The organism is Moraxella sp. FZFQ2102, from assembly GCF_024137865.1.
GTDB lineage: Bacteria > Pseudomonadota > Gammaproteobacteria > Pseudomonadales > Moraxellaceae > Moraxella.
The window spans coordinates 15,122-39,643 of the sequence record NZ_CP099960.1; the positions used below are offsets into that span (position 1 = coordinate 15,122).

The window sequence follows — 24,522 nt, forward strand, 5'->3', positions numbered from 1 at the left end:
GTGAGAATATGAGCAAACGCCACAGTTCTTTTGCACGCAGCACCAAGCCGCTTAATGCCGAGATGAATGTCGTGCCTTATATCGATGTCATGCTAGTGCTGTTGGTGATTTTTATGGTGACGGCGCCGATGCTGGCTACAGGGGTTGATGTGTCTTTGCCAAAAGAAGAGACTAAGCCTGTAACCCAAAGCGATGCGCTGCCTGTGATTGTGACGATTAAAAATGATGGCGCGCTGTTTGTCAGCCATAAAGATGCCATCGATGAGCCGCTTGATGATGCTCACCTTGATGCGCTGTTACGCAAGATGCATGGCGATAATCCAGAGCTACAAGTCATGGTCAATGCCGATGCGGACAATCCCTATCATCAAATCATGCACATCATGGCGCTGATCCAAAATGCAGGCGTATCACAGGTGAGTCTGCTTAGCGAGTCGGCGAAATAAGGGGCGCGTATGGCACAGTCTTATACCCTGCCAATCTTGGCAAGTGTCGTCATCCATGCGATGATTGTTATTGCCATCGCTGCGCCACTGATTGCGCCATCTGATGCCGATACGGGCATTGCCACCACTTTGGTGGGCCAAGACGATTTGGCAGCAGCACAAAAAGCCTTGCAAAATCATCACAAACAAAGTCAAAAGTCTGCAAAATCCGCACAGACAACGCAAGTATCCAGTGCAGATAAAGCACTGATGGCTCGTTATCAGTCAGATAATCCTTATCAAACCAATCGCGTGGTCAATTCCACCACGCAAATCGCTTCATCAAGCACGCCAAGCACACCATCTGATACAGGCACAGATATCAGTACTTTTGATACCTTTACCGATACGACAAGCGCGCCATCAGCCGATGATCAATTGGCATCATCTGTGAGCGTTGGTGATCATGCACAAACAACTGGTGCAGGCACAGCAAACGCTACACCGACCGTTGATAAGCTTGCTGTACAACAAGCCGCCTATCGCCGTATCGAATCAGCATGGAAATCGCAGCCCAAGCAGCCCAATCAATCCATGCAATTTGTCGTGCGTTTTGATGATGCAGGCAATGTCGCTGGCATTGATTTTGGTGCAGGCGATCCTGATCTTAAGCCATCGATTCGTGCCGCTGTCAGTGCTGCCGCCCCTTATCGCGAATTGGCTGGCGTGGTCAGTCGCATGACCTTTGAATTTAGAACCGAGACTTTGATTTTTGATGAACCAAAAGATGACAATGGTGCACAAGCGCCGAATTGATCATTGGTTTTTGAGTATGATTATGAAAAAAATGACCCTACTGACCGCTGCACTGCTGAGTGTATCGATGAGCCAAATGGCAAGCGCTAATGATGATAAAGTCTGGACGGTGACGCAGCAAATCGCCCAAAGTACGCAGCGCGTCGCCGTTTTACCGTTCATCGGTAATAACGCGCTGTCATCTGCCATCACCGCTAAGCTTGACACGACCGAACTTGGCGCAACCCAAAATAATCTGCCACAGCAAACCAATAATAGCAATGAGATCTTGTCTAATCTGAATGCATGGCGCAATCAGGGCTTTGGCTATGTGGTCATCGGTCAAGCGCATTCGATCGCAGGCGGAAAGACTGCCATCACTTATGAAGTCATCGATGCGATCAATGGCAAAAGTCTGGGCGGCGCACAGACGCACATCACCGATAGTGACCCAATCGCGATCAATCGCACATCAGCGCAGCTTAGTGACAAGATTTATCAAGCCATCACAGGTCAAGCATCGGATTTTGGCTCAAAAATCGCTTATGTCGAGAACACAGGCACGCCATCTGCACCGATCGCTACGCTAAAAATCATCGACAGCGACGGGAAAAACGCGCGCACTTTATACACGGTCAATGGCTCAATCCTAACGCCAACTTTCTCCCCTGATGGCAGTCAGCTTGCCTATAGCGTGCAGCGTCAAAATGGTTTGCCAGTGATCCAAATCCAATCGGTCAATGGTGGCGAGAGCCGTGTGGTGACACCGTTTTGGGGGCATAATCTTGCGCCAAGCTTCAGCCCAGATGGTACAAGCATTCTATTCTCAGGTAGTCATGAGAATAATGATCCCAATATTTACCGCCTAAATTTAAGCCTAAATACTCTTGAGCGATTGACCAATTTAAACGGTGCGGAAAACTCGCCCAATTATCTGCCGAACAATCAAGGCTTTATCTTTACTGCTGATCAGGGCAGTCGCCGCCAAGGATTATACCGCCAAAATTTCGGTAACCAAACCGCAACACCGCTGATCGCCAACGCCACCAATCCGCGCCTAAGTCATGATGGCTCAAAAATCGTCTATGTCGCAGGCTCACGCATCGTCATTGCCAATACTCAAGGCAAAACCGAGCAAAGCTTTGCTGCATCAGGCACTGAGATCTCAGCCAGCTTATCGCCATCTGGCAATCAGCTGGTATATGCGCTCAGTCAAGGCAAGCAAAGTCAGCTGATGATTAGAAATCTGCACAATAACAGCACGCGCGCCATCGCCACCACAGGGCAAGTGCGCGATCCCATTTGGTCAAAATAAATGGCAAAGCTCAATAAAGTAAATCTGGGTAACAGCGTGCGTCAATCAACATTTACTAAAATATCTGCATCTGCCATCATGGTGATGACACTTACAGGCTGTCAGCATATCCAAGTGACGCGCAGTCCTTTGCCCATCACACTGCACCCTGTCACAGCGCCGATGCAGGTAACGCATCATAGCGAGCATCTGACATTGCCCCAAAAAAATAAACCCAAACCAAGCCAAGCAGAACAGCTAAGACACGCGTATCTGCTTGAAGATTGGTTTTAGGTTTAGAATTTTTAAATTATTTTTGCGCTGTCTTTGCCAAGTGTTCACCAAACCAAATCGCGGTATCAATATCCCCTTGGCACGGTGTCACTTCAGGTGGTGCATCAAGCGACTGAGTCATAAGACCCAAAAAACTGCTTAAGCGGTTCAAATCGGTCTCATTACTACCTGTCGGCAATAATGGCAAGCCAATCCAGTTCATGCCGTGCTGCATGGCAAATAAGCAAAACTGCTGCAATACCGCCAATTTGTCACCGCTTAGCCCGCCTGAATTAGCAAAACCTGCCGCCCATTTGCCCTGCCAAGCGCGGCTGAGCCATCGCTTAGATGTGCTGTCCATGAATGCCTTAAATTCTGCTGTCGTGCTGCCCATATATACCGCACTGCCGAACACCAAGACATCCGCGCCATCCATCATTGCCCAGTCATCATCACTAAGCTTGCTGATATCGATTGGATAAGCACTGCCAACACGCGCAACCCCTTGTGCAATGGCGTGTGCCACACGGCGAGTGTGTCCATAATTAGAATGATAAATGATGGCGATTTTTGGCGTATTTTCGGTTAAGATGGTCATTTTTTCTACATTTATCCTTATTAATGATTAAACTTTTGCTACGATCATCGCCATGCGACCGGTGGCAGGCTTGGCGGCATGAGTTTGGGCGCGATATGAGTATAAATTGGCATCTTGATAGCTGCAAGCGACACTGTCATTTATCACGCTGATGCCAAGATGTTCAAGCTCAAGGCGCGCCAGTTTTACAATATCAATTTTTACTTTATCTTGACAATCTGATGCGATGATGATGGTATCAAACAGCGCATCAAAGTTTAAACCAACAAGCTTTTGATCGCTAATTTGCGTGCAGATCCGTACCGCAAGCGCATGATCAATCTCATAAGCAGCTTGAGAAATGCACGCGCCGATGATGGCTTTGGGATTTGTCATCGGATTTAGTTTGACAAAGCTTTTAGCAATAATGCCATTGACCAAACCCTGCCAACCTGCGTGAATACAGGCAATGCCATCATTGGCATCACCAAAAATCACCACTGGCACACAATCAGCCGTCATGATCGCAAGCGCCTGCCCCACTTGATGGCTGATCAGCGCATCGGCAGAATGTGCGCTAAGTGTGCTTGCTACATCATCCACATCAATGACGGTATCGCCATGCACTTGATTGAGCCAATAGATATGATCAATCCTAGATTGTGTAGATTGATTTAACTGATCTAAGAGTGCAGCACGGCGCAATAATACAGCAGATGGCTTATCTTTAACATGAAGTCCTAAGTTAAATTCACCATACAGATCAGCTTGGTCAAATTTATCAAATTCACCTGCGTGCGTCTGCGCGATAAAGATGCCATCATCTTGATAAAGCTGGGTCATCGGCACACTGATTGGCGGTATAGTTGTCATCTTCTTCATTGTAATTATAAATTTATACTAACTAATAAAAAAATCATTCTGCTTCAAAGGCATCCATCAGTGCTTGCATATCATCAGGCAGTGGCGCAAAAAATTTCATCAACTCACCTGTGACAGGATGCGTAAAGCCCAGCGTATGCGCGTGCAGGGCTTGGCGTGGGAAACTGGCAAGCTGTGCGCGCATATCCGCACTTAAACCTGCGCGCGGTGATGTGCCATAGACCTTATCACCGACCAGCGGATGCCCCACGGACGATAGATGGACGCGGATTTGGTGGGTGCGTCCTGTTTCTAGCTGCACATCGCACAGGCTGTATCGCTCATGTAGCGCGGTTGCCTTGATGATGTGCGTAACGGCAGGTTTGCCTGTGTCTTTGATCGCCATCTTGGTGCGCTGTGTGCTGTGCCGACCGATCGGCGCATCGATGCGCGCATGGCGCATGATCTCATGGGGTGCGCCCAGTACAATACATTGATAATGACGATAGACAGTTTTATCTTTAAGCTGATCTATCAAATCCAACTGCGCTGATTTACTACGCGCTACGACCAATAGCCCTGTGGTATCCTTATCAATCCGATGCACTAATCCTGCGCGTGGCAGATGTGCCGACTCTGGATAATGATACAGCAGCGCATTGACAAGCGTACCTGTGCGATTACCTGCACCGGGATGCACAACCAAACCTGCAGGCTTATTAATCACCAAGACATCATCATCTTCATAGATGACATCCAGCGCGATATTCTCGGGCAAATCTTCAGAATGATTTTCAAGTACCGCTGATAAAACAAGCTGATCCCCTACCTTGACCGCGTGCTTAGGCTTGACACTTTGTCCATTAACCAAAAGATCGCCTGACTCGATGAATTTTTGTAAATTGGCACGCGAAAACTCAGTAAATACGGTGCTTGCAAGCTTATCAAGGCGCATCCCTGATTCATTGGCTGCGACGGTATGTGTCAGCACTTGAGCGGCTTTATCATGCTCAAGCTCAAGATGATCACCATCATCACTATCAATCAGCGACTCATCAATGGCATCAGGCATCGCGGTTTCGTATTGTTCTACACTCATGTCAGATCTTGGATTGTTCATTAAATAAAACCTAATACTTTAACATACTTTTAACTATCGCGCCACTGTAACGCAATTATTAGCGCGCCTTCTTTTATTACGCAAGTTTTACATTTGGTTATAATTTGCTGTCTGTGGGCGTTTTGATAAGTTTTGGGCATCAGTTTCATTGTTTTGGCTGATAAATCATGCTAAACTAGCGAAAATTTATTGCATAATGGCAATGCCAATTATATGAGGAAACCATGAAAGCAAACGCCTTAAAAATTGCGATGACTGCTGTACTGGCAGGCAGTGTATTGACTGGCTGTGCCAGCATGAGCGGTCTGTTCGGCACCAAGAAAAAAGACGATGTAATCACCACAGCTGACAAGACCGAACAGCAATATTATGACTACGCCCAAGAATCCATCGCCAAATCACACAATAATGAAGCGGTGATCGCGCTGAATAATATCCGCACTTTCTACCCGACGGGTCGCTTGGCAGAACAGGCATTGCTTGATTTAATCTATGTGCAGTATCAACAAGGCAACTATGAAGCCGTGACCCAAAGCACCGCCGAATACATTCGCCTGTACCCAACCAGTCGTAACATTGACTACGCATTATATGTGCAAGGCGTGACCAATATGAACGGTGCGCCAAAAGGCCCGCGCCTATATCGTGTCAATCAAGCCGAGCGCAACACTGCCTATCTGCGCCTAGCTTTCCAAGATTTTCAATCTTTGGTAAACAATTACCCGAACAGTACCTATGCAGCCGATGCCGCACAGCGTATGGTGGCGATTTATAATGCCTTGGCAGAAAATGAACTGGTCGCCGCGCGTTGGTACATCAAGCGTGATGCAATGGTCGCTGCTGCCAACCGCGCCAAGTGGGTGTTCCAATACTTCCCGCAGTCAGAATCTGTGCCTGAAGCGGTGGCGATCCTTGCCTATACCAATGAGCAGCTGGGCTTGACAGAGACCTCTAATGAGTACAAAACTCTGCTACAAATTAACTATCCACAATATCTGAGCAATGATGGCACGGTTCGCCTAAGCGGTACAGGCGCAAAAACCACTGCCCAAAAAGTACTATCAGCCATCAGCTTTGGTAAATTGGGTCGTGCAAGCGATGCCCCTGCCTTTGAAGGTCAGTATGCAGGTCAAACGCGCACCCAGAGCATCCACCAAGCACAAGCCCTGCGCCTACCTGAGACCAATGAATCGAAAATCGAATCATCAAATAATTCATTGATTCCAGAAAATCAGCGCCGCTTGCCAAACCTAAGCCTAGGCTTGCCATCAGACACAGATACAGGCAATGTGAATAACATTCCGCACTGATCCTACTGATGTGATGCAGATAAAACGGCAACTGTTTGCCGTTTTATTTTTGTCCGAATGATAATTTGTGCTACAATGCATTGATCTTATTCACCTAAAAACCAAGATAAAAAAGATGCGCATTTCTGAATCCATCATCGAACAGCTGAACAGCCAAGCCGATCTGGTCGGCATGATTCGAAAGCACACGACGCTTAAGCCTGCTGGTCGTGAGTTCAAGGGCTGCTGTCCGTTTCATGGAGAGAAGACGCCGTCATTTTATGTCAATCCAGAAACCAATCTGTACTACTGTTTTGGCTGTCATGCCAAGGGTAATCCGATCACTTTTTTAAAGGAATATGAACGCTTAAGCTTCATGGAAGCGGTCAAATATCTGTCTGAACAGACAGGCATCGAGCTGCCCAAAGACGACAATCACGCCAAAAAAACGCGCTATACCAAGAAAAAAACCGATTCATCGCCCCATCCATATGCACCAAATGGGGAAAATCCTGTGCCGATTGCACCACCTGCACCGCCACAGCCCATCGCTGGCAATATGCCGATTCAGGATAATGCTTGGCAAAATCCGCCACAGCCTGCACCTGCATATTTACCCCAAAACGCCCAAGAACCACAAGGCGATTTGTACCAATTACTTGAAAATATTTGCCAGTATTATCAATTTATGCTTAATAATACCCCAAAGGCAAAACAGTATTTTCTGGATCGCGGCATTAGCGAAGAGAGCATCACAACTTTTCGCTTGGGCTATGCGCCTGAAGGCTGGCAGCATTTAGAATCGGTATTTTCTGAAGACATCGAAGGCTTAAAGATCTTAGGTCTGGTGCGTCAATCACAAAAAGGTCGCGATTTTGATTTATTGCGCAATCGCGTGATTTTTCCGATTAAAGATAAGCAAGGTCGCGTGGTTGGGTTCGCCGGGCGTAGTCTTGGTGATGAGACGCCTAAATACATCAACTCAAGCGAATCGCCAATTTTCCAAAAGCAGCACATTCTATATGGTATGTATGAAGCGCGCCAACAAAAAGCGAGCGAATATCTGATGGTCGAAGGCTATATGGATGTGATCGCGCTGTATCAAGCAGGGATTTTTGGTGCGGTCGCACCAATGGGTACGGCAGCGAACGAGACACAAATCGCCACTTTGCTGCGCTATCATGACAGTCTAACTTTGTGCTTTGATGGTGATGGTGCAGGTCAAAAGGCAGCATGGCGCACGATGGAAGTGGCTGCACCTGTACTCACCGATGGCAAGACGCTGAAATTCTTATTATTGCCTGATCAGCACGACCCCGACAGCTTTTTGCGTAAGCATGGCGCGGCTGCCATGCAAGATGAACTGAAAAAATCCTTAAGCTTATCTGAGTATATTTTTCAAGCATTAAGCGCGCGATTTGACCTTGATAAACCTGAACAAAAAGCCGCTGCAATGGCGCAATTGCGTAGTTTTTGTGAATTATTCCCCAAAGGCTCAAGCCTAAGATGGTGGCTTAATAGCGATATTTACCAAAAAATCAAAGCTGTCGGACGCAGCACCACATCACGGTTTAACAAGGTTGATCGCGCTAATTACACCATCAATAGCCAAGACCCTACCTTGCAGCTAAGCCTATGCTTATTATCGCAGCCACAAATCTTGGCGGATGACCCACTGGATCGACTGATCCATGCTGCACAGCTGCATAAGGTGCACGAGCAGTTTGCCGGTCATCTTGCGCGGCAGGATTTGACATCGCCACCGTTACCGACTTGGGCATCGCTAAACGCCCCCTTGCTCAGTCAGATTATTGAGATTGCTAAATCAATGATTCAGAGCAAATTACAATTCGACACCGAGCAGGCAGCACATTTTATCATCGCTGCCCTACCGATAGAATTACAAGATTTGCTTAAAAAACACTGGGTGGAATTTGCCAAAGCAACCAAACGCCACAATATGCAGAATCTATCGCCTTTATTCAATGAGATCTTGGGCAATGTCATCATCAAGCATCTAGAGCAGCAGATGGGTAGCTGCCAAAATCTGGTGCTGTCCGAGATTCACAAACGCCGATTGCAGCAGCTGAAACACTGGAATGCACAAACCAATCGCTCGGCACTGGCGGAGATTTTTGATAAGTCATTGTGATGGCGTTGCCATATCTGCCATTTAAGATGATTATTAAATGCAAATCACCACAGAGCCTTGCTTTTGTGCTACTTGTCCCAATGATTCACAATGATTGATTTGTCGTGCTTGATGTGCATAAAATCCCGCCACAAAGCTTACAGCGCATAAAATCAGCACAAGCAGCTTTGTACCCATGCCTTGTAAGATTACAGGTTTGTTAGGCTGTGCTGAAGGTTCGTTTGGTGCAGGCTTATTTTGTGAAGTTGTCATAAACAATTTTACTCTTAAATGATTTATCAAAGCTAATAAAAAAGCCAGTATCAAATCTGGCTTTTTTAGCATTTGGTCAAATGAGACGGATTATACATTCTCATCATCGACAGTCACTATGGTAACTTCGATATCATCAATATCATCCGCTTCTTCATGCTCAACGCACGCCATACCAACCAAGGCCTCTTCATCGGCGATGCGAATCAGCTTAACACCTTGCGCATTACGCCCTGCGGTAGCGATTTGGGCAACTGGAGTACGCACCAATGTGCCTTTGTCCGAGATTAAAATCACATCCTCATCACCAGTCACGGCAATTGCCTTGACCAACTGACCATTACGCTCAGAAGTCTTAATGGCGATAACGCCCTTACCGCCACGGCCTTTGGTTGGGTAATCGTCAATCGGGGTGCGTTTGCCAAAGCCATTTTCGCACGCACACAGGATCTCACCAGTGGTCGGTGCAACAACAAGCGACACCACACGGCTAACAGCAAAGCCATCGGTATCATCACTGTCGTCTTCGACAATCTCCTCATCATCACTCAGTGCCAATAGATTGACACGCATACCACGCACACCCTTGGCGACACGGCTCATCGCACGGATGCTGTCTTCTTTAAAGCGAATTGCCTTACCTTCATTGCTAAATAGCATGATTTCTTGGTTGCCATCGGTGATTGCGACGCCAATCAGCGTATCACCTTCTGCCAAATCAATCGCTCTTAGACCATTAGCACGCAAATTGGCAAATTGTGACAAGGCGACACGCTTAACCGTACCTGATGCGGTGGCAAAGAATACAAAGCTGTTTTCGTCCTTAAGATCTGTGACAGGCAAGATGGCAGTCACTGATTCATCCGATTCTAGATTGATCAGGTTGACGAGTGGGCGACCTTTTGAACCGCGGCTGGCGATCGGAATCTCAAAGCCACGCAAGCCAAACACGCGACCAGTATTGGTAAAGCACATGATATGCGCGTGCGTACTGGTGACAAGCATATGCTCAATCACATCATCTTCTTTCATAGCGGTGGCTGAACGGCCTTTACCGCCACGCTTTTGGGCTTGATAATCACTGATTGGCTGCGTCTTGGCATAGCCTGTGTGCGATACGGTCAAGACAACGGTTTGTTCTGGAATCAGATCTTCACGGTTGAAGTCATGTCGCGCATCGACGATATCTGTGCGACGCTCGTCACCAAATTCATCACGAATCTCAATCAGCTCACTACGCACGACACCCATCAGTACATCAAAGTCATTCAAAATCAGCTCAAGACGAGCAATCTCGGCCAAGATTTCTTGATATTCACCCGTCAGCTTATCCTGCTCTAGACCTGTCAAGCGATGTAGCTGCATATCCAAGATGGCATTGACCTGCTCAGGCGATAGACGATAGCGTGTGTTATTGTCAATCAAGCCATAAGGCGCATTCAGATCCTCACCCTCGATATACTCAGGGCGAATCGAGCTGGCACCAGCTGCCTCAAGCATCGCCACCACGCCACCTGACTGCCAAGTACGCTCAAGTAATCTTTCGCGCGCTTCAGCTCTATTTGATGACTGCTTGATGGTCTCAATGACTTCATCAATATTGGCAAGCGCAATGGTCAGACCTTCGAGCAAATGCCCACGAGCCAAGGCTTTGTTCAATTCAAAAATGGTGCGACGTGTCACGACTTCTTGGCGATGACGGATGAATGCCGCCACCAAATCACGCAAAGTCATCAGCTTAGGCTGACCATTATCCAGTGCCACCATATTGATGCTAAAGCTTGACTCTAGCGGTGTCTGGGTGAATAGATTGTTGACCATGACTTCCGAATTTTCGCCACGACGTAAATCAATCACGACTCGCACACCTTCTTTGTCCGATTCGTCACGAATCTCGCTAATGCCTTCGATTTTTTTGGCATTGACCAAGTCAGCGATGTGCTTAATCAGATTTGCCTTATTGACCTGATAAGGAATCTCAGTAAAGACAATGCGTTCACGGTCTTTGTTTGCACCGCTATCGCTCATCGGCTCAATGTGATAGCGACCACGGATGTGCAGACGACCCTTGCCCGTGCGATACGCATCAATGATGCCGCTACGACCATAGATGATACCACCCGTCGGGAAATCTGGGCCTGAAATATGGGTAATCAGCTCATCTGTCGAGATATTTGGATTGTCAGCATAAGCAAGGCAGGCGTTTAGCACTTCGGTGAGATTGTGCGGTGCCATATTGGTCGCCATACCCACGGCGATACCTGCTGCACCGTTGACCAGTAGATTTGGGATACGAGCAGGCAGAACGCTTGGCATCTTCATAGAGCCGTCGTAGTTATCTTCCCAATCGACGGTATCTTTGTCCAGATCAGCAAGCATACGATGCGTCAGCTTCTGCATCTTCATCTCGGTATAACGCATCGCCGCTGGTGGATCTCCATCCATCGAGCCGAAGTTACCCTGACCATTGACCAACATATAACGCAGGCTAAAATCCTGCGCCATACGCACGATGGCATCATACACTGCTATGTCGCCGTGCGGATGGTATTTACCGATGACATCACCGACCACACGGGCTGATTTTAGGTATTTTTTGTTATAATCGTTGCCCAATTCGTGCATGGCGTACAAGATACGGCGGTGCACAGGCTTGAGTCCGTCACGCACATCTGGCAATGCACGAGAGACAATGACGCTCATGGCGTAGTCTAAATATGACCGCTTTAACTCATCGACAATACCAATCGGACTGACTGAATCACTCATAAAAATCCTTTGAAAATCACTGGGAAAGTACCCGAAAATTTAACGAGTTATTATAGCATAAATTGGCAAAAAATTGTGAATTTTGTTGCAATTATCGATATTGGTTTTGATAGAAATTTTACCCAATGAATACCAAGGCATTCTAGCCATCAAAGACTAAACCGACCAATAAAAAAGCACAGACTGTAATCTGTGCTTTTTTGGGTATGAAAATGGTCAATTACCAAGCCTGTGCCAATGCTGACAACGCGCCTTTTAGCATCGCTGAGACAGTGCTGTTACAGGTGCCGATGCCTGAGTAGATTTGACCATCGACAGACAGCTGAATGTAAGCGGCGGCAGCATTGTGCGTTTGGTTGTCCTTGCCGTCATCGCTGTCGCTTTGTGCTGTTTGGCTGATGGCGTGTTCGGCATAGTTGGTGACATGGATTTGCTTGCCAGTTGCTTTGACAAGTCCATCGATGAACGCTGACAATGCACCGTTGCCTTGACCGATGACTTCAAACACTTCGGTCGGTGCTGCCACTTGACCTTGGAATGTCACTTCACCGCCTTTGTTGTTGATGGTGTAGTCGCTCAATCGGAAAGTATCTTGAGATAGATAAGTTTGGGTGAAGATTTCCAAAAGCTCTTCAGTTTTTAGCTCACGCGCCAAGCTTTCGGCTTGGGATTGCACCACGCGCGCAAAGTCAATCTGCGTCCAGCGTGGCAAATTAAAGCCATAATGACGCTGTAGAATATACGCTGCACCGCCCTTGCCTGACTGGCTATTGATACGCACTACATCTTGGTAGCCACGGCCGATGTGTAGCGGGTCGATTGGCAAATATGCCACATCCCAGTGATTATCCGTCTCTTTGTGCGATTCGTTATAATCCAGTGATTTTTTGATGGCATCTTGGTGTGAGCCACTAAATGCAGTGAACACAAGCTCGCCAACATACGGATGGCGTGGATGTACTGGTAGGTTGTTGCACTCAGTGACGATTTGCACCATTTCACTGACTTGGCTAAAATCAAGCTCAGGATCGACACCTTGGGTATATAGGTTCATTGCCATCACTAGGATGTCCATATTGCCTGTGCGTTCGCCATTGCCCAATAGCGTGCCTTCGATACGATCAGCACCTGCCATCAAGCCAAGCTCGGACGCTGCCACCGCACAACCACGGTCATTGTGCGTATGTAGGCTGATGATGACGTGCTCTCGTTGCTTGAGATGACGGCAGAAATATTCCACTTGGTCGGCATAGATGTTTGGTGTGCTGGCTTCGACAGTGGCAGGTAGATTTAGGATGACCGCTTGACCGTTTTGTGGTTGCCACACTTCACAGACAGCATCACACACTTCGACCGCATAGTCGGTCTCGGTTTGGCTGAAGCTCTCTGGGCTGTATTGGAACACCCATTCGGTATCTGGATAATTTTTTGCCTTGTCGCGAAGCATCGTCGCCCCTGCGATAGCGATTTGTTTGATTTCTTCTTTGTCCATCTTATAGACTTTGTCTCGTTGGACTTTTGAAGTTGAGTTATACACATGGACGATGGCACGGCGAGCACCTTGAAGTGCTTCAAAAGTACGCTCAATCAAATGCTCACGCGCCTGCACCAATACCTGCAAAGTCACATCTTCAGGCACATGACCTTCTTCGATCAAGCGACGGGTAAAATCAAATTCGACTTGTGCCGCAGAAGGAAAACCAATCTCAATTTCTTTAAAACCGATGTCCACAAGCAATTTAAAGAATTTTAATTTTTGCTCAATATTCATCGGGTCGATCAAGGCTTGGTTGCCATCACGCAAATCAACACTTGCCCAAATCGGTGCTTTGGTAATGGTCTTATCCGGCCAAGTGCGATCAGTCAGCTTGGGCGCAAATTCAAAAGGACGATATTTGGTAAAATCAAACGCAGGATTTTTTGGGGTAATATGTGGCATGATGGCTCCAAATTAAAAGCAAATTAATCGTAATTTTTGATGCTTGGTATCATAACAAATTTAGTATAGCAATTTTTACCTATTTTTGCATTATTTTTAGAATCAATGAGTACAAATCACTAATTTTTTGATAATATATAGTGAAATTCACTCATTTTAAGAGATTTATCAGTTATGGCAGCCACCCAAGACATCGTGACACTTGATGGCATCGATCGTAAGATTTTACGGGTTTTAACAAACAATGCACGAGCATCCATCAGCGAGATCAGCGAAATCATCAACCTATCCGCCACGCCCACCATCCGCCGTATCAAACGGCTTGAAGAGCTTGGCATCATCACAGGCTATCATGCACACACCGACCCTGCTACACTGGGCTATACGCTGTCGGTCTATGTGGCGGTGAGTATGGATAAGCATACCGCTGAGCGTTTTGGCGAATTTGAAAGCCAAATTCGCACCTTTGATGAAGTGGTCAGCTGTAGCGTCGTCACGGGTCGCAGCGAAGATTACCTGCTCAAGGTCTTGGTCAAAGATATGCGTCATTATGAAGAGTTTCTACTGCATCGCCTAAGTAAAATCGATGGTGTCAGCCAATTACACACAAGCTTTGAATTACGCGAAGTGTTTAGCCGTTCGGCGGTGTAGCTTAAATATGGTTTGGATGGATATAAAATCTACAACAAAACCACCCGATGGCACACAGCATCAATCACTTCTCGATCATGACTGATCAGTAAGATTGCTGTGGCTTTTTCTTGGTTGATTTTACGCAGTAATGCCAAAAATTGCGTCGTAGCAATGCGATCGAGCATGGTCGTCGGCTCATCAAGAATTAAGAGACCGGGTCTTGCCAGTAAAGCACGGACAATGCACAGGCGTTGGCATTCACCACCAGAAATCTCGTGCGGTAGTTTTGATAGCACATTTGGCGATAAACCACACAACTCAAGCAATTCAGATATCATCGGCATCACAGCGGTACTTCGTCCACCATCCACCGCTTCAAGCAGACTGTCTAAGATTGTTAAATATGGATTAAAACTTGAACGGACTTCTTGCATGACAAGCTGTGTTTGTTTTCGTAAACTTCTAAGCTTTGTGCCGCGAAATTTACTGATGTCATCGCCATTGATGATGATTTGACCTGCTATAGTTAATCGTGGATCTAGGCGCGTGATCGCGCGCGCAAGGCTTGATTTACCATGACCAGAGCCTCCCATCAATCCGATGATTTCGCCATGATTGATGTGAAAATCTGGAATATTGATACTATAAGTGCTGCGCGTCCAAAATTTTTGATAAGATAATCTTAGATTTTGAACGGTTAAGATATTTTTATCAGTGGTATGATAAATGATAGGTTTACCAAAATCCGCTGCCAATAACTGCCTACCCAATGAATGCGCACGCACTTGATTGATAGCACCAATAAAACACTGCGATTGATCCATCACCATCAAGCGATCACAATGCACCACAAGACTTGGCAAATCATGACTGATTAGTACCAAAGCCATGTCCTGCGTGCGCACGATAGATACCAGTAGTTTTAAAATTTCATCTTTTAACTCAGCATCCAACGCACCTGTCGGTTCATCGGCGATGATGATTTGTGGCTGTAGGGCAAGCACCTGTGCAACACTAATGCGACGCGCTTCACCACCTGACAGCTCATGCGGATAACGGCGCAGAAACCCACTGGGATTGGGCAGCTGCACAAGCTTTAGCAGTCTTATCATCTCATCACGCCAAGCAGATTTTGGCACCGCTCCTTTAGATTGACTGCGAAAAATCCGCTCAAAGCTTTGCGCCACTGTGTGCGTCGGGCTAAATACCGCTTTTGGCTCTTGAAAAATATAGCCAATCCGTTTACCACGCACCGCAGCAAACACCCAATCATCGCCCTGCTTGGCTATGTCAATCACTTGTCCATCAATGCTGACTTGCTCAGCTTGTACAGCAAATGACTTGGGCAATAGTCCTAACAAGGAGAGCATCAGGCTTGTCTTACCCATACCCGAACGCCCTGAGATGCCGAAGATTTCACCGCTTGATATTGATAAGCTTAGCTTATCAATAATAGTTTTATTATGATTTTCACCATTAAGGCAAATTGATAAATTTTTAATACTTATCAAACCAGGCTTAGTGCTTGATGTCAAATGCATTGCGCAGCCCTTCCCCAATAAAAATCAACAACGACAGCACCACAGCAAGCACCACAAAGCCTGATAACACCAAATGCGGCGCATCCAGATGGTTCTTGCCTTGTGCCAATAATTCACCCAAACTTGCTGTGCCCACAGGCAAGCCCAAACCAAGAAAATCAAGCGTCGTCAAAGCAGAAATATTCATCACCATCACAAAGGGCAGCTGCGACAGCACAAGTAAAATCGTACTTGGCAAAATATGGCGCAGCATGATACGCACAGGATGAATGCCAAGGTTTTGCGCAGCTGTCACATAGCCTTCACGGCGCATTTTCATAAAATGCACCCGCGTCATCGGCACAAGCGTCAGCCACCCAAAACTCAATAATAGCAAAAACAGCACCTGCGTCGATGGCACAAAAATACTGGCAAGAATTATCAACACAAAAAGCTGAGGCAGACCAATCCAAATCTCAAGCAGCCTTTGACCTAATAAATCAGCCACGCCGCCAAAATAACCCATCACTGCACCGACAAACACACCAATCATCGAACCGATCACACTCAAACCAATACCAAATAGCAAAGATACACGCAGTGCGTACAAAATACGCGCAAGCACATCACGCCCCACATCATCTGTACCAAGCGGATGGCTCATACTTGGCGCGCTCGGATGTGGCGTATCCGCATCTAATACAAGGCTATATTCACCATAAGGTAGTGGCGCAGATATTATATAGCCATGCTTATTAATCATCGCCTGCACCGCTGGATCTTGGTAATCGGCACTGGTCTCAAATACCCCGCCAAAAGTAGTCTCAGGATAATTATGAATGATCGGCGAATACAGCGAATTTTGATAAGATACCAATAGTGGTTTATCGTTAGCGATCAGTGGTGCACCTAATGATAATACAAAAATGATTATAAACATAAACAATGAAATCACAGCTAGCTTCTGCTTGCGAAATCTTGCCCAGCGTGTGCGATATTGCGATTGATCGAGTGAAAAATGCTGCGCCATCATCACCGCCCAAAGTCCACGCGTGGATCAAGCCATTGATACAACAAATCAAAAACAAGCTGCACCACCATGCCAAGCAAGGTAAAGACATACAAGATGCCAAACATCAGTGGATAATCACGCTGCATCACCGCATCAAAAGCCAATCTACCAAGCCCATCAATGCCAAAAATCACTTCAATCAGAAAATTACCCGAAAACAGCACGCCGATCACCGCCATTGGTAAATTGGCAGCAACTGGCAATAAAGCATTTTTTAGAACTTGTGAATAAATCAGGCGGCTTCGGCTGATGCCTTGGGCCTGCATGGCAAAGACGTAAGGGGATTGTACTTGTGATAAAATGCTGAACTTGGTCAAATACGCAATGCCTGCGATAGTGCCAACACTACTTGCCAAGACAGGTAAGGTGAGATGCCAAAGCAAATCTTTAATTTTATTAAATAAACTTAACTCATAAAAATTTGCCGACATGATGCCCTGCATGGGAAAAATGCGCCAAAATTCATTACCTGCGAACAGCACAAGCAAAAGCAGTGCCAGCATAAACACAGGCAAAGCGTGCAGCGCGGCAAGCAGCAGCGTGGTCAGCGTATCAGTCAGCGAACCATGCCGACGCGCCTTATGCACCCCAAGCCACACACCCATGCCATACATCACAATCAGGCTAAGCGCGCCAAACAGTAGCGTAATGGGGAGTTTTTGGGTGATCAAATCAAGTACCGCCTGCCCTTGAAAAAATGATTGCCCAAGATCAAAGCGCGCAAATTGCGATAGCATCAGCCAAAATCGCTCAACCACAGGCAAATCAAAGCCAAATCGCGTATTTAGCTCAGCAAGCATCTCAGGACTTAGACCGCTTGCCCCTTGATAATTGATCGTGGCAAGCTGAAAGCCTTGTGCGGATAGTGCTTGCTGCTCGGCTTGGATTTTGGCAAGTTGCTGCTCAAGCGGCCCGCCGGGTGCAATTTGTACGATGGCAAAATTGATTAGCAAAATGACAAAAAGCGTCGGTATTATTAGCAGAATACGCTTAGCCAAATAATGCACGATAATCCCTTAGGCTGTTAAGTGAGAATACAATATCGATGAGCCAATCGCAACCAGCACCAAGCCGCCTGCAATCATCGCGCCCTTGCCGAATCGCTCGCCCAATTGTCGTCCCAGATACAAGCCAATCGTCGCCATCGTCGTCGTTGCAAGACCAATCATCAGTGCTGCAAGCCAAATATTAACTTCCAAAAAGGCAAGCGATACGCCCACGACCATCGCATCAATACTGGTGGCAATCGCCGTGATGAATAGCCAAATCCCCGTACGATTCGGCGCATCGTCATCATCGTTATCACTCCAAATCGCTTCATAAATACAGCGAATACCAAGGATGGTCAATAATGTAAAGCCAATCCAATGATCGACGCTTGCCATCCACTGCTGCGCTACCATGCCAAGTAGCCAACCCAAAATCGGCGCGATCGCTTCCACCACGCCAAATACCAAGCCATGCTTGATCGCCTTGGTAAAAGTCATGCCGCGCGCTGCCGTACCTTTGGCGATGGCGACCGAAAAGGCATCCATCGACATACCAAAAGCTAGGACAATCAGGGCAAACCAACTCATATTTTACTCAATATTATTTATTTAAATTAAAAATTATTCTTGGATTCTCTCAGCCAAGTGAACACTGCAAGTGGTGAGCTGTCTGTTAAGTTATTTTTCATGGCGATTTGTTTTGCTTTATCAGCATTGCAAGCTTGGATAAAGACATTGCAGTCCTTTTCATGATCTAGGCTCACAGGCAAGCTGATGCCACCATCTGCTAAAGTTTTGCTCACTTGATCATACATCTTATCAATCTGTGGCAAATCACCATCTACTGCCACCGCCTTGGCAAATCGTAAATTTGACAGCGTATATTCATGCGCAGGATAAAATAGCGTATCATCGGATAGGGTCAAATAGCGCTGAAAACTTGCGAACAGCTGCTCGATCGTCCCTGTAAATACGCGTCCACAACCACCGCTGAACAGTGTATCGCCGCAGAACACGCGCATAGCACCGTCGATTTGCACAAGATAGCTGATGTGGCTATCCGTATGTCCAAAGCTTTGCCACACAGCAAACTCAAGTCCAAGCACCGTGACGATATCGCCTTCATCGACTGCATTGGCTTGGGCTACACCGTGATGACTATGTGCGTACAATGCACAGTCTTTATATTTGTCCATCAAAGCTGCCACGCCACCGATATGATCATTATGATGATGAGTAATTAAAATGGCTTGTAGGTTTAGTTGATGATCTTGTAAAAATGTCTCAACTTCTGCTGCCGAACCTGGATCAATAATCACCGCTTGATCATCGCGAACGATCACCCAAATATAATTATCATCGAAAGCCTTAATTGCGTGTATTTGATAAGTTTTCATAAACAATTCCAAATAGTATTTTTATTCTTGCTGTGCATCATACCACCAATAATCCAGCCCAATACTGTTCGTCGGCAAGCGATTTGGATGCTGATAGCCGTGATAATACATGACATCGGTGGAGTTTTTCCCATACCATGGTATCATATATTCGCCCGCGAGCAGAAGCCGATCAAGCACTTTGGCATAGATTTCGACATCGTGGCGCGTGGTGGCTTGGGCAAGCTTTGTGATGATGGCATCGATGGCGTGGCTTTTGATGCCGATGGTGTTTTGATTACCCATTTCATCAGCCGCTGCCGACCCCCACAGATACGCCTGCTCCGCCCCCGGTGCATTGCCCTGCATGAAGCTGTCGATGATCATGTCAAAGTTAAATGCTCGCTTGCGCGCAAGATAGCTGGCATTGTCCATGCGGCGAATACTGGCGTCAAACCCAAGCCTTTGTAAGTTTTTCACATAAGGCAATAAAATCGCTTGGTGCTTATCATCAGCCACTAAAATCTCAATGCTGACCACCTTGCCTTGCTGATCGATCAATTGTCCATTTTGATAACCAAACCCAGCTTGCAAGAGCAATTGCCGCGCTTTGAGCAAATTATCACGATTGATGCCATCGCCTGCGGATACTGGCTGAGTAGGCACACCATCAAGTGCTGATTGTTCAATTTCACTTAAAGGTAGTGATTGTAAAATCACCAACTCTTCTGCTGAAGGCTTGCCCTTGGCGGCGATGTTTGAGCCATAAAAATAGCTATTAAGCCGCTGATATTCACCGTATAATAATTGCGCATTTACCCATTCAAAATCAAAAGCCAAATTCAGCGCGCGACGCACGCGAATATCGCTAAATTTCGCCTTGCGTAAGTTGATCACCAAGCCCTGCATTAAGACAGGATTTTGATTGCTTAGTTCTGATTTAATAATCGGTAAATTATTTTGCTTAGGATCAAAGCTTGCCCAACGCTTAATATCAGCTTCTGTGCGAAACTGATATTGCCCTGATTTGAACGCTTCGAACGCCACCGCATCATCGGCAAAGTACTGATATTCAATGGCATCGAAGTTGAACCGCCCACGATTGACCATCACATCATCACCCCAATAATTGGCATCGCGCACATAGCGAATGCGGCGTGATGGCTCAGCAATATCAAGCCGATATGCACCACTGCCCAATAGCGGTGTCAGACTTGGCTGACTAAAGCGCGCATCAATGTCTTTTTTGGCAAAAATCGGCATCAAACCCACCGTCATGCCAAGATCAGCTGATGCACCCTCATCAAAATAAAACTTCACGCGATGCTGATCTAGTGTCTTGATGGCGATGATACCGCCCAAAAATGATCGCCACGACATCAAGCCATTTGTTAAGATATGCTCAAAAGTAGACTTGACATCATCAGCCGTGACTGCACTACCATCCCAGAATCTTGCCTTTGGGTGGATATGATAAATGATCCAGCTTTTATCATCAGGATTGTGCGTGACTTTCTCGGCAAGCTGCGGATATAGCACAAAGGCTTCATCAAGCGATCCTGCCATCAAGGTATCATACAGATAAAAAGTCCCTGTCGCTGGCACGCCTTGATCAATAAAGCTATTAACGCTGTTAAACATCCCGATGGCAGGCATTGACAGCACGCCACCTTTAGGCGCATTCGGATTGGCATAGGGCAGATGGGTCGCGTCAGCATATTGCACGCTATTATTCACCGTAAGCGTCGTCGTGGTGATGACACCATCTGCCAAGTGGCTATGCTTTTGGGCATCGCTTAGATTTGCAGCGTCCAATCGCTTGACAGCGACTGATTGCACAGCTTGCCCACTATTACCATCAGTATCGCTACAAGCTACCAAGCACGGAAGCAAACATACGGTCAGCAAACATGGCAAAAACCACGAACCCACCTTGCAGGTTCGTGGCTGTTGTCCATATCGCTGAAATAATGGCATATTAAGTTAAAATTAATAATATCAGCCGTGCTTACGCTCAAACTCTGCCATAAAGCTGACCAACGCCTGCACCTGTTCAAGAGTGATAGCATTATAGATACTTGCGCGCATACCGCCGACGGCGCGGTGACCTTTTAGGTTTAATAAGCCTACCGCCTTGCTTTCTTCCAAGAATAGTTTATCAAGATTGCTATCCGCCAATTGGAACGGCACATTCATGATAGAGCGGTGCGCAGGATTGACTTTATTGGTATAAAAATCGCTGCCATCGATGGCGTCATACAGCGCTTTTGCCTTGGCACGATTGACCTTAGCGATCGCATCCACACCGCCTTGCTCAAGCAGCCATTCAAACACCAAGCCTGATAGATACCACGCATAGGTCGATGGCGTGTTCAGCATTGAATCATTTTCAAATTGATTTTTATAATTCATCACATTTGGGCACCAAGGGCTTGCCTGCTCAAGCAAATCCTTACGCACGATGACCAATGTCAGACCTGCAGGGCCAATGTTCTTTTGCGCCCCTGCATAAATCATGCCAAACTGATTCACATCAACAGCCTCTGACAAGATGCACGACGACATATCAGCGACAATCGGCGCGTTCACCTGTGGCACATCAAAGATCTGCACACCATGAATGGTCTCATTTGGGCAATAGTGAAAATAGCTTGCGCCATCGCTTAGCTGCCAAGTATCAAACGCTGGCACATCGCTGCCATCACCTTGCGCGACCAAGTTTACCTTGCCAAGACCCAATGCTTCATAGCGCTTGGCTTCTTTATATGCCTTGGCTGACCACGCACCAGTATCCAAATAATCCGCTGTGCCATTATTTAGCAAATTTAAAGGAATACTAGAAAATTGCAGCGCCGCACCACCTTGTAAAAACAGCACAGCATATTCATCACTGATATTCATCAGCTTACGCAAATTGGCTTCGGCACGCTCAGCCATCTCAATATAATCAGCACTGCGGTGGCTCAGCTCCATCACCGATGCGCCAATGCCTTGCCAATCAAGCATCTCAGCTTGGGCGCGCTCAAGCACAGCGGTCGGCATACTGGCAGGACCTGCACAAAAATTCGCTAAACGGGTCATGAAAATATCCTTAATTTGGGTGAAAAATTCTACTTATTCTAACATGAAATGCATAAGCTTTGGCAAAGAATTTGCTGGCAATTTACTTAAATTGCTCTATTTATCGATCAACCAATCAGACTGATATGATCAAAGGCATTAGGTGTGTAATAATTGCCAAAATTGTTTTTTTAGCTGCGGATCATTTTGCATGGCATCTAAGGAATATTGATGATTAATTTGTTTAAACATACTTAATTCATCCAAGTTTAAGCACGATGGCAACGCGGTCAATACCGCCAATTTATCCACCTGTGGGCTTTTTAGGCGCAGCCCAAAAATAAATCCCTTAAAACCACTGTTCACCGCCGACAGCTGATTGGCAAACGGATCATCATCAAAAGACGGATAATGCATCTCACGCATCGCAAACGCGCCTTGCTGACTTTTATTGAGCGCGGCAGTCAGCGATTGCCAAGTAGTAAGCTCTGCACTGTCAAGATCGGTGTGATCGATCAACACCATCCAATCACAATAGCTAAACGCTTGCAGATGAAATTTAATGGTATCGATAAACAAGTCTGCGGCATCGCTTAGTTGTGTGGTATTTGTACTTTTAGAATCACTGGTATCTTGGACGGTGTTTTGGATGGTATCTTGATTTGTACTGATTTTTTTTGCCAATTTATCAAGATAAGACGACACTTCAGTATAAGATACAGCATTTGGGCGTGCTGAAGCCTGCTCTTTTCTTGTCTTATTATCTACGCTTAAGTTATTCTTAATTATCTGTGCTGATTGTGCTGAAGTTGTTGTCTGATGATTTTCTTGTTTAAATTCTTGTTTAAGTCCAACATCTGGCATGATGCGCATCGTCGGCTGTGTACGATCCGCCCACAGCACAAGCTCCAATTGATCATAGATCAAACGGTTCTGAGATAACACAGATGACGACTGTCGCATGACTATTCAACCCATCGCATAAGCACAAAAATAGCTTTATAGCTTACACCAAATTGATGATTTTTGCCAAATTTTTCATCAATTTCCGTGCGCGCTATCATGCAATTTATCAATAAATTATCGATAAATCATACATAAATTGCCCAAAATCCCCGAAGAAACTACACAAAATGAACAAAACAGTCATTTTTTGTGCCAATTTACCCTTGTATTTTCGAAAAATGGTGCTAATATAGGATTGTCAAAAAATGTTTTGATCAATGACTTATTGAGCATCGCCAAAAATGTAACAAAATGTGGCATAAATTTGGCAATGTTTTACAAGTCAAAAACTGTGTACAAACTGATTGAAGTCTTTGCTTTATTGTAGTTTGTGTCGTTTTTAAACCCCGATCATCTTGTTTGTAAGTTGGATGACTTGGGATAATGTAAACTTACTTGTTATTAATACTTTTACAATGGTATTGATACTTGATAGTAGCGACTTTATTTCGTTATTGATGACGCTCGTTGGCAAGTAGCCATATAAAGCTTTCAACACTAAAGAGGCAACCATGAAAACAGTTGGCAAATCTTTGTTTGGATTCACACTAATCGCCAGTGCTAGTTTCTGCGCTTATGCAGGTGATTCAAACCCAACGAACATCGACAATGTCCTAGGGCAGCTGACCGCACAGCATAATAATGCATCGCGCTTGGTAAAAACTGCTCGCCAACCTGCATCATTGGCACTAAACAGCCCATTGATGGCACAAAATGCTAAAAATGCCAAAAAAGCAGATTCAGACACTCCTGTTCTAGAAAAACTCACCGCTGTTGCTTCTAGTACCGTCAATAAATTCAAGCAAACTGGCTTGGCTTCATGGTATGGTCGTCAGTTCCATGGTCGCAAGACTGCAAGTGGTGAAACTTTTGATATGAATGCCATGACCGCCGCACACAGCTCATTGCCAATGAACTGCTATGTTCGCGTCACTAACCGTGACAATGGCAAATCTGTCGTAGTGAAAATCAACGATCGCCCATCATCAGGCAGCAGCGCGCTGAGTCTATCTTATGGTGCTGCTAAAGCCATCGGCATGACAGGCAATGTCGGCAATGTCACCATCGAGCGCATCGACTGATGATAGTTTGACCAATTTTATGCCTTACCTCCAGTTTGT

22 protein-coding genes are annotated in these 24,522 nt (G+C 46.1%); 8 read left to right on the forward strand and 14 right to left on the reverse strand.

Annotation, left to right across the window (positions count from 1 at the left end):
- The first annotated feature begins 8 nt into the window (after positions 1-8).
- From tolR to NGM44_RS00080, 4 genes are read left to right on the forward strand one after another with little or no spacing between them, the layout of a single operon-like run.
- Entirely contained in the window at positions 9-446 is a 438-nt protein-coding gene (tolR, locus tag NGM44_RS00065; protein WP_253223664.1) for a protein TolR, read from the forward strand.
- A gap of 9 nt (positions 447-455) precedes the next feature.
- Positions 456-1,241: a hypothetical protein gene (locus NGM44_RS00070; RefSeq protein ID WP_253223665.1), complete on the forward strand. Its 786-nt coding sequence runs from the start codon at positions 456-458 to the stop codon at positions 1,239-1,241.
- A 22-nt stretch (positions 1,242-1,263) separates the two neighbouring features.
- Positions 1,264-2,535 carry a translocation protein TolB gene (locus tag NGM44_RS00075; RefSeq protein WP_253223666.1) on the forward strand — a complete coding sequence of 424 codons (1,272 nt, stop codon included), beginning with the start codon at positions 1,264-1,266 and terminating at the stop codon, positions 2,533-2,535.
- A complete protein-coding gene (locus NGM44_RS00080) occupies positions 2,536-2,808 on the forward strand; it encodes a hypothetical protein (RefSeq protein ID WP_253223667.1) in 273 nt (90 codons plus the stop codon). It begins immediately after the preceding gene.
- Between the two features lie 16 nt (positions 2,809-2,824).
- Here the strand turns inward: NGM44_RS00080 and NGM44_RS00085 are convergent, their stop codons facing one another.
- Genes NGM44_RS00085 through NGM44_RS00095 form a run of 3 tightly spaced genes read right to left on the reverse strand, consistent with a single transcriptional unit; the run spans position 2,825 to position 5,345 of the window.
- A complete protein-coding gene (locus NGM44_RS00085; RefSeq protein ID WP_253223668.1) occupies positions 2,825-3,385 on the reverse strand; it encodes a flavodoxin family protein in 561 nt (186 codons plus the stop codon).
- A 27-nt stretch (positions 3,386-3,412) separates the two neighbouring features.
- Positions 3,413-4,237 carry a polyphenol oxidase family protein gene (locus NGM44_RS00090; RefSeq protein WP_253223669.1) on the reverse strand — a complete coding sequence of 275 codons (825 nt, stop codon included), beginning with the start codon at positions 4,235-4,237 and terminating at the stop codon, positions 3,413-3,415.
- Positions 4,238-4,280: 43 nt separating this feature from the next.
- Complete coding sequence (locus tag NGM44_RS00095; RefSeq protein ID WP_253223670.1) at positions 4,281-5,345, reverse strand: RluA family pseudouridine synthase; 1,065 nt, start codon at positions 5,343-5,345, stop codon at positions 4,281-4,283.
- 224 nt (positions 5,346-5,569) lie between these two features.
- Between NGM44_RS00095 and NGM44_RS00100 the strand changes: the two genes are divergently transcribed.
- Both NGM44_RS00100 and dnaG read left to right on the forward strand, forming a co-directional pair.
- Complete coding sequence (locus tag NGM44_RS00100; RefSeq protein ID WP_253223671.1) at positions 5,570-6,655, forward strand: outer membrane protein assembly factor BamD; 1,086 nt, start codon at positions 5,570-5,572, stop codon at positions 6,653-6,655.
- Between the two features lie 115 nt (positions 6,656-6,770).
- Positions 6,771-8,786 (forward strand): DNA primase, encoded by a 2,016-nt coding sequence (gene dnaG / locus NGM44_RS00105; RefSeq protein WP_253223672.1) that lies wholly within the window; start codon positions 6,771-6,773, stop codon positions 8,784-8,786.
- Between the two features lie 33 nt (positions 8,787-8,819).
- Here the strand turns inward: dnaG and NGM44_RS00110 are convergent, their stop codons facing one another.
- The 3 genes from NGM44_RS00110 to leuA form a co-directional block, all read right to left on the reverse strand.
- Positions 8,820-9,038, reverse strand: coding sequence for a hypothetical protein (locus NGM44_RS00110; protein WP_253223673.1), 219 nt, complete (start codon positions 9,036-9,038; stop codon positions 8,820-8,822).
- A 90-nt stretch (positions 9,039-9,128) separates the two neighbouring features.
- Positions 9,129-11,807, reverse strand: a complete 2,679-nt coding sequence (gene gyrA, locus NGM44_RS00115; protein ID WP_253223674.1) for a DNA gyrase subunit A — start codon at positions 11,805-11,807, stop codon at positions 9,129-9,131.
- A gap of 220 nt (positions 11,808-12,027) precedes the next feature.
- Entirely contained in the window at positions 12,028-13,746 is a 1,719-nt protein-coding gene (leuA, locus tag NGM44_RS00120) for a 2-isopropylmalate synthase (protein ID WP_253223675.1), read from the reverse strand.
- 174 nt (positions 13,747-13,920) lie between these two features.
- On the opposite strand from leuA, the gene NGM44_RS00125 reads away from it, so the two are divergent.
- Positions 13,921-14,397 carry an Lrp/AsnC family transcriptional regulator gene (locus NGM44_RS00125; protein ID WP_253223676.1) on the forward strand — a complete coding sequence of 159 codons (477 nt, stop codon included), beginning with the start codon at positions 13,921-13,923 and terminating at the stop codon, positions 14,395-14,397.
- Positions 14,398-14,426: 29 nt separating this feature from the next.
- On the opposite strand, the gene NGM44_RS00130 is transcribed toward NGM44_RS00125, so the two are convergent.
- From NGM44_RS00130 to NGM44_RS00165, 8 genes are all read right to left on the reverse strand, one after another.
- On the reverse strand, positions 14,427-15,920 hold the full coding sequence (locus NGM44_RS00130) for an ABC transporter ATP-binding protein (protein ID WP_256470636.1): 1,494 nt from the start codon (positions 15,918-15,920) through the stop codon (positions 14,427-14,429).
- Positions 15,898-16,929, reverse strand: coding sequence for an ABC transporter permease (locus tag NGM44_RS00135; protein WP_253224694.1), 1,032 nt, complete (start codon positions 16,927-16,929; stop codon positions 15,898-15,900). Before NGM44_RS00135 ends, NGM44_RS00130 begins: the two co-directional genes overlap by 23 nt.
- Positions 16,930-16,931: 2 nt before the next feature.
- Positions 16,932-17,978, reverse strand: a complete 1,047-nt coding sequence (locus NGM44_RS00140; protein WP_371923505.1) for an ABC transporter permease subunit — start codon at positions 17,976-17,978, stop codon at positions 16,932-16,934.
- A 9-nt stretch (positions 17,979-17,987) separates the two neighbouring features.
- Positions 17,988-18,548, reverse strand: a complete 561-nt coding sequence (locus NGM44_RS00145; protein WP_253223678.1) for a manganese efflux pump MntP family protein — start codon at positions 18,546-18,548, stop codon at positions 17,988-17,990.
- 26 nt (positions 18,549-18,574) lie between these two features.
- Positions 18,575-19,357, reverse strand: coding sequence for a hydroxyacylglutathione hydrolase (gene gloB, locus NGM44_RS00150; protein ID WP_253223679.1), 783 nt, complete (start codon positions 19,355-19,357; stop codon positions 18,575-18,577).
- A 21-nt stretch (positions 19,358-19,378) separates the two neighbouring features.
- Positions 19,379-21,175 carry an extracellular solute-binding protein gene (locus NGM44_RS00155; protein ID WP_253223680.1) on the reverse strand — a complete coding sequence of 599 codons (1,797 nt, stop codon included), beginning with the start codon at positions 21,173-21,175 and terminating at the stop codon, positions 19,379-19,381.
- Positions 21,176-21,334: 159 nt separating this feature from the next.
- A complete protein-coding gene (gene serC / locus NGM44_RS00160; RefSeq protein WP_253223681.1) occupies positions 21,335-22,417 on the reverse strand; it encodes a 3-phosphoserine/phosphohydroxythreonine transaminase in 1,083 nt (360 codons plus the stop codon).
- Positions 22,418-22,555: 138 nt separating this feature from the next.
- Complete coding sequence (locus tag NGM44_RS00165) at positions 22,556-23,359, reverse strand: hypothetical protein (protein ID WP_253223682.1); 804 nt, start codon at positions 23,357-23,359, stop codon at positions 22,556-22,558.
- Positions 23,360-23,913: 554 nt separating this feature from the next.
- On the opposite strand from NGM44_RS00165, the gene NGM44_RS00170 reads away from it, so the two are divergent.
- Positions 23,914-24,483: a septal ring lytic transglycosylase RlpA family protein gene (locus tag NGM44_RS00170; protein WP_253223683.1), complete on the forward strand. Its 570-nt coding sequence runs from the start codon at positions 23,914-23,916 to the stop codon at positions 24,481-24,483.
- Positions 24,484-24,522 lie beyond the last annotated feature (39 nt).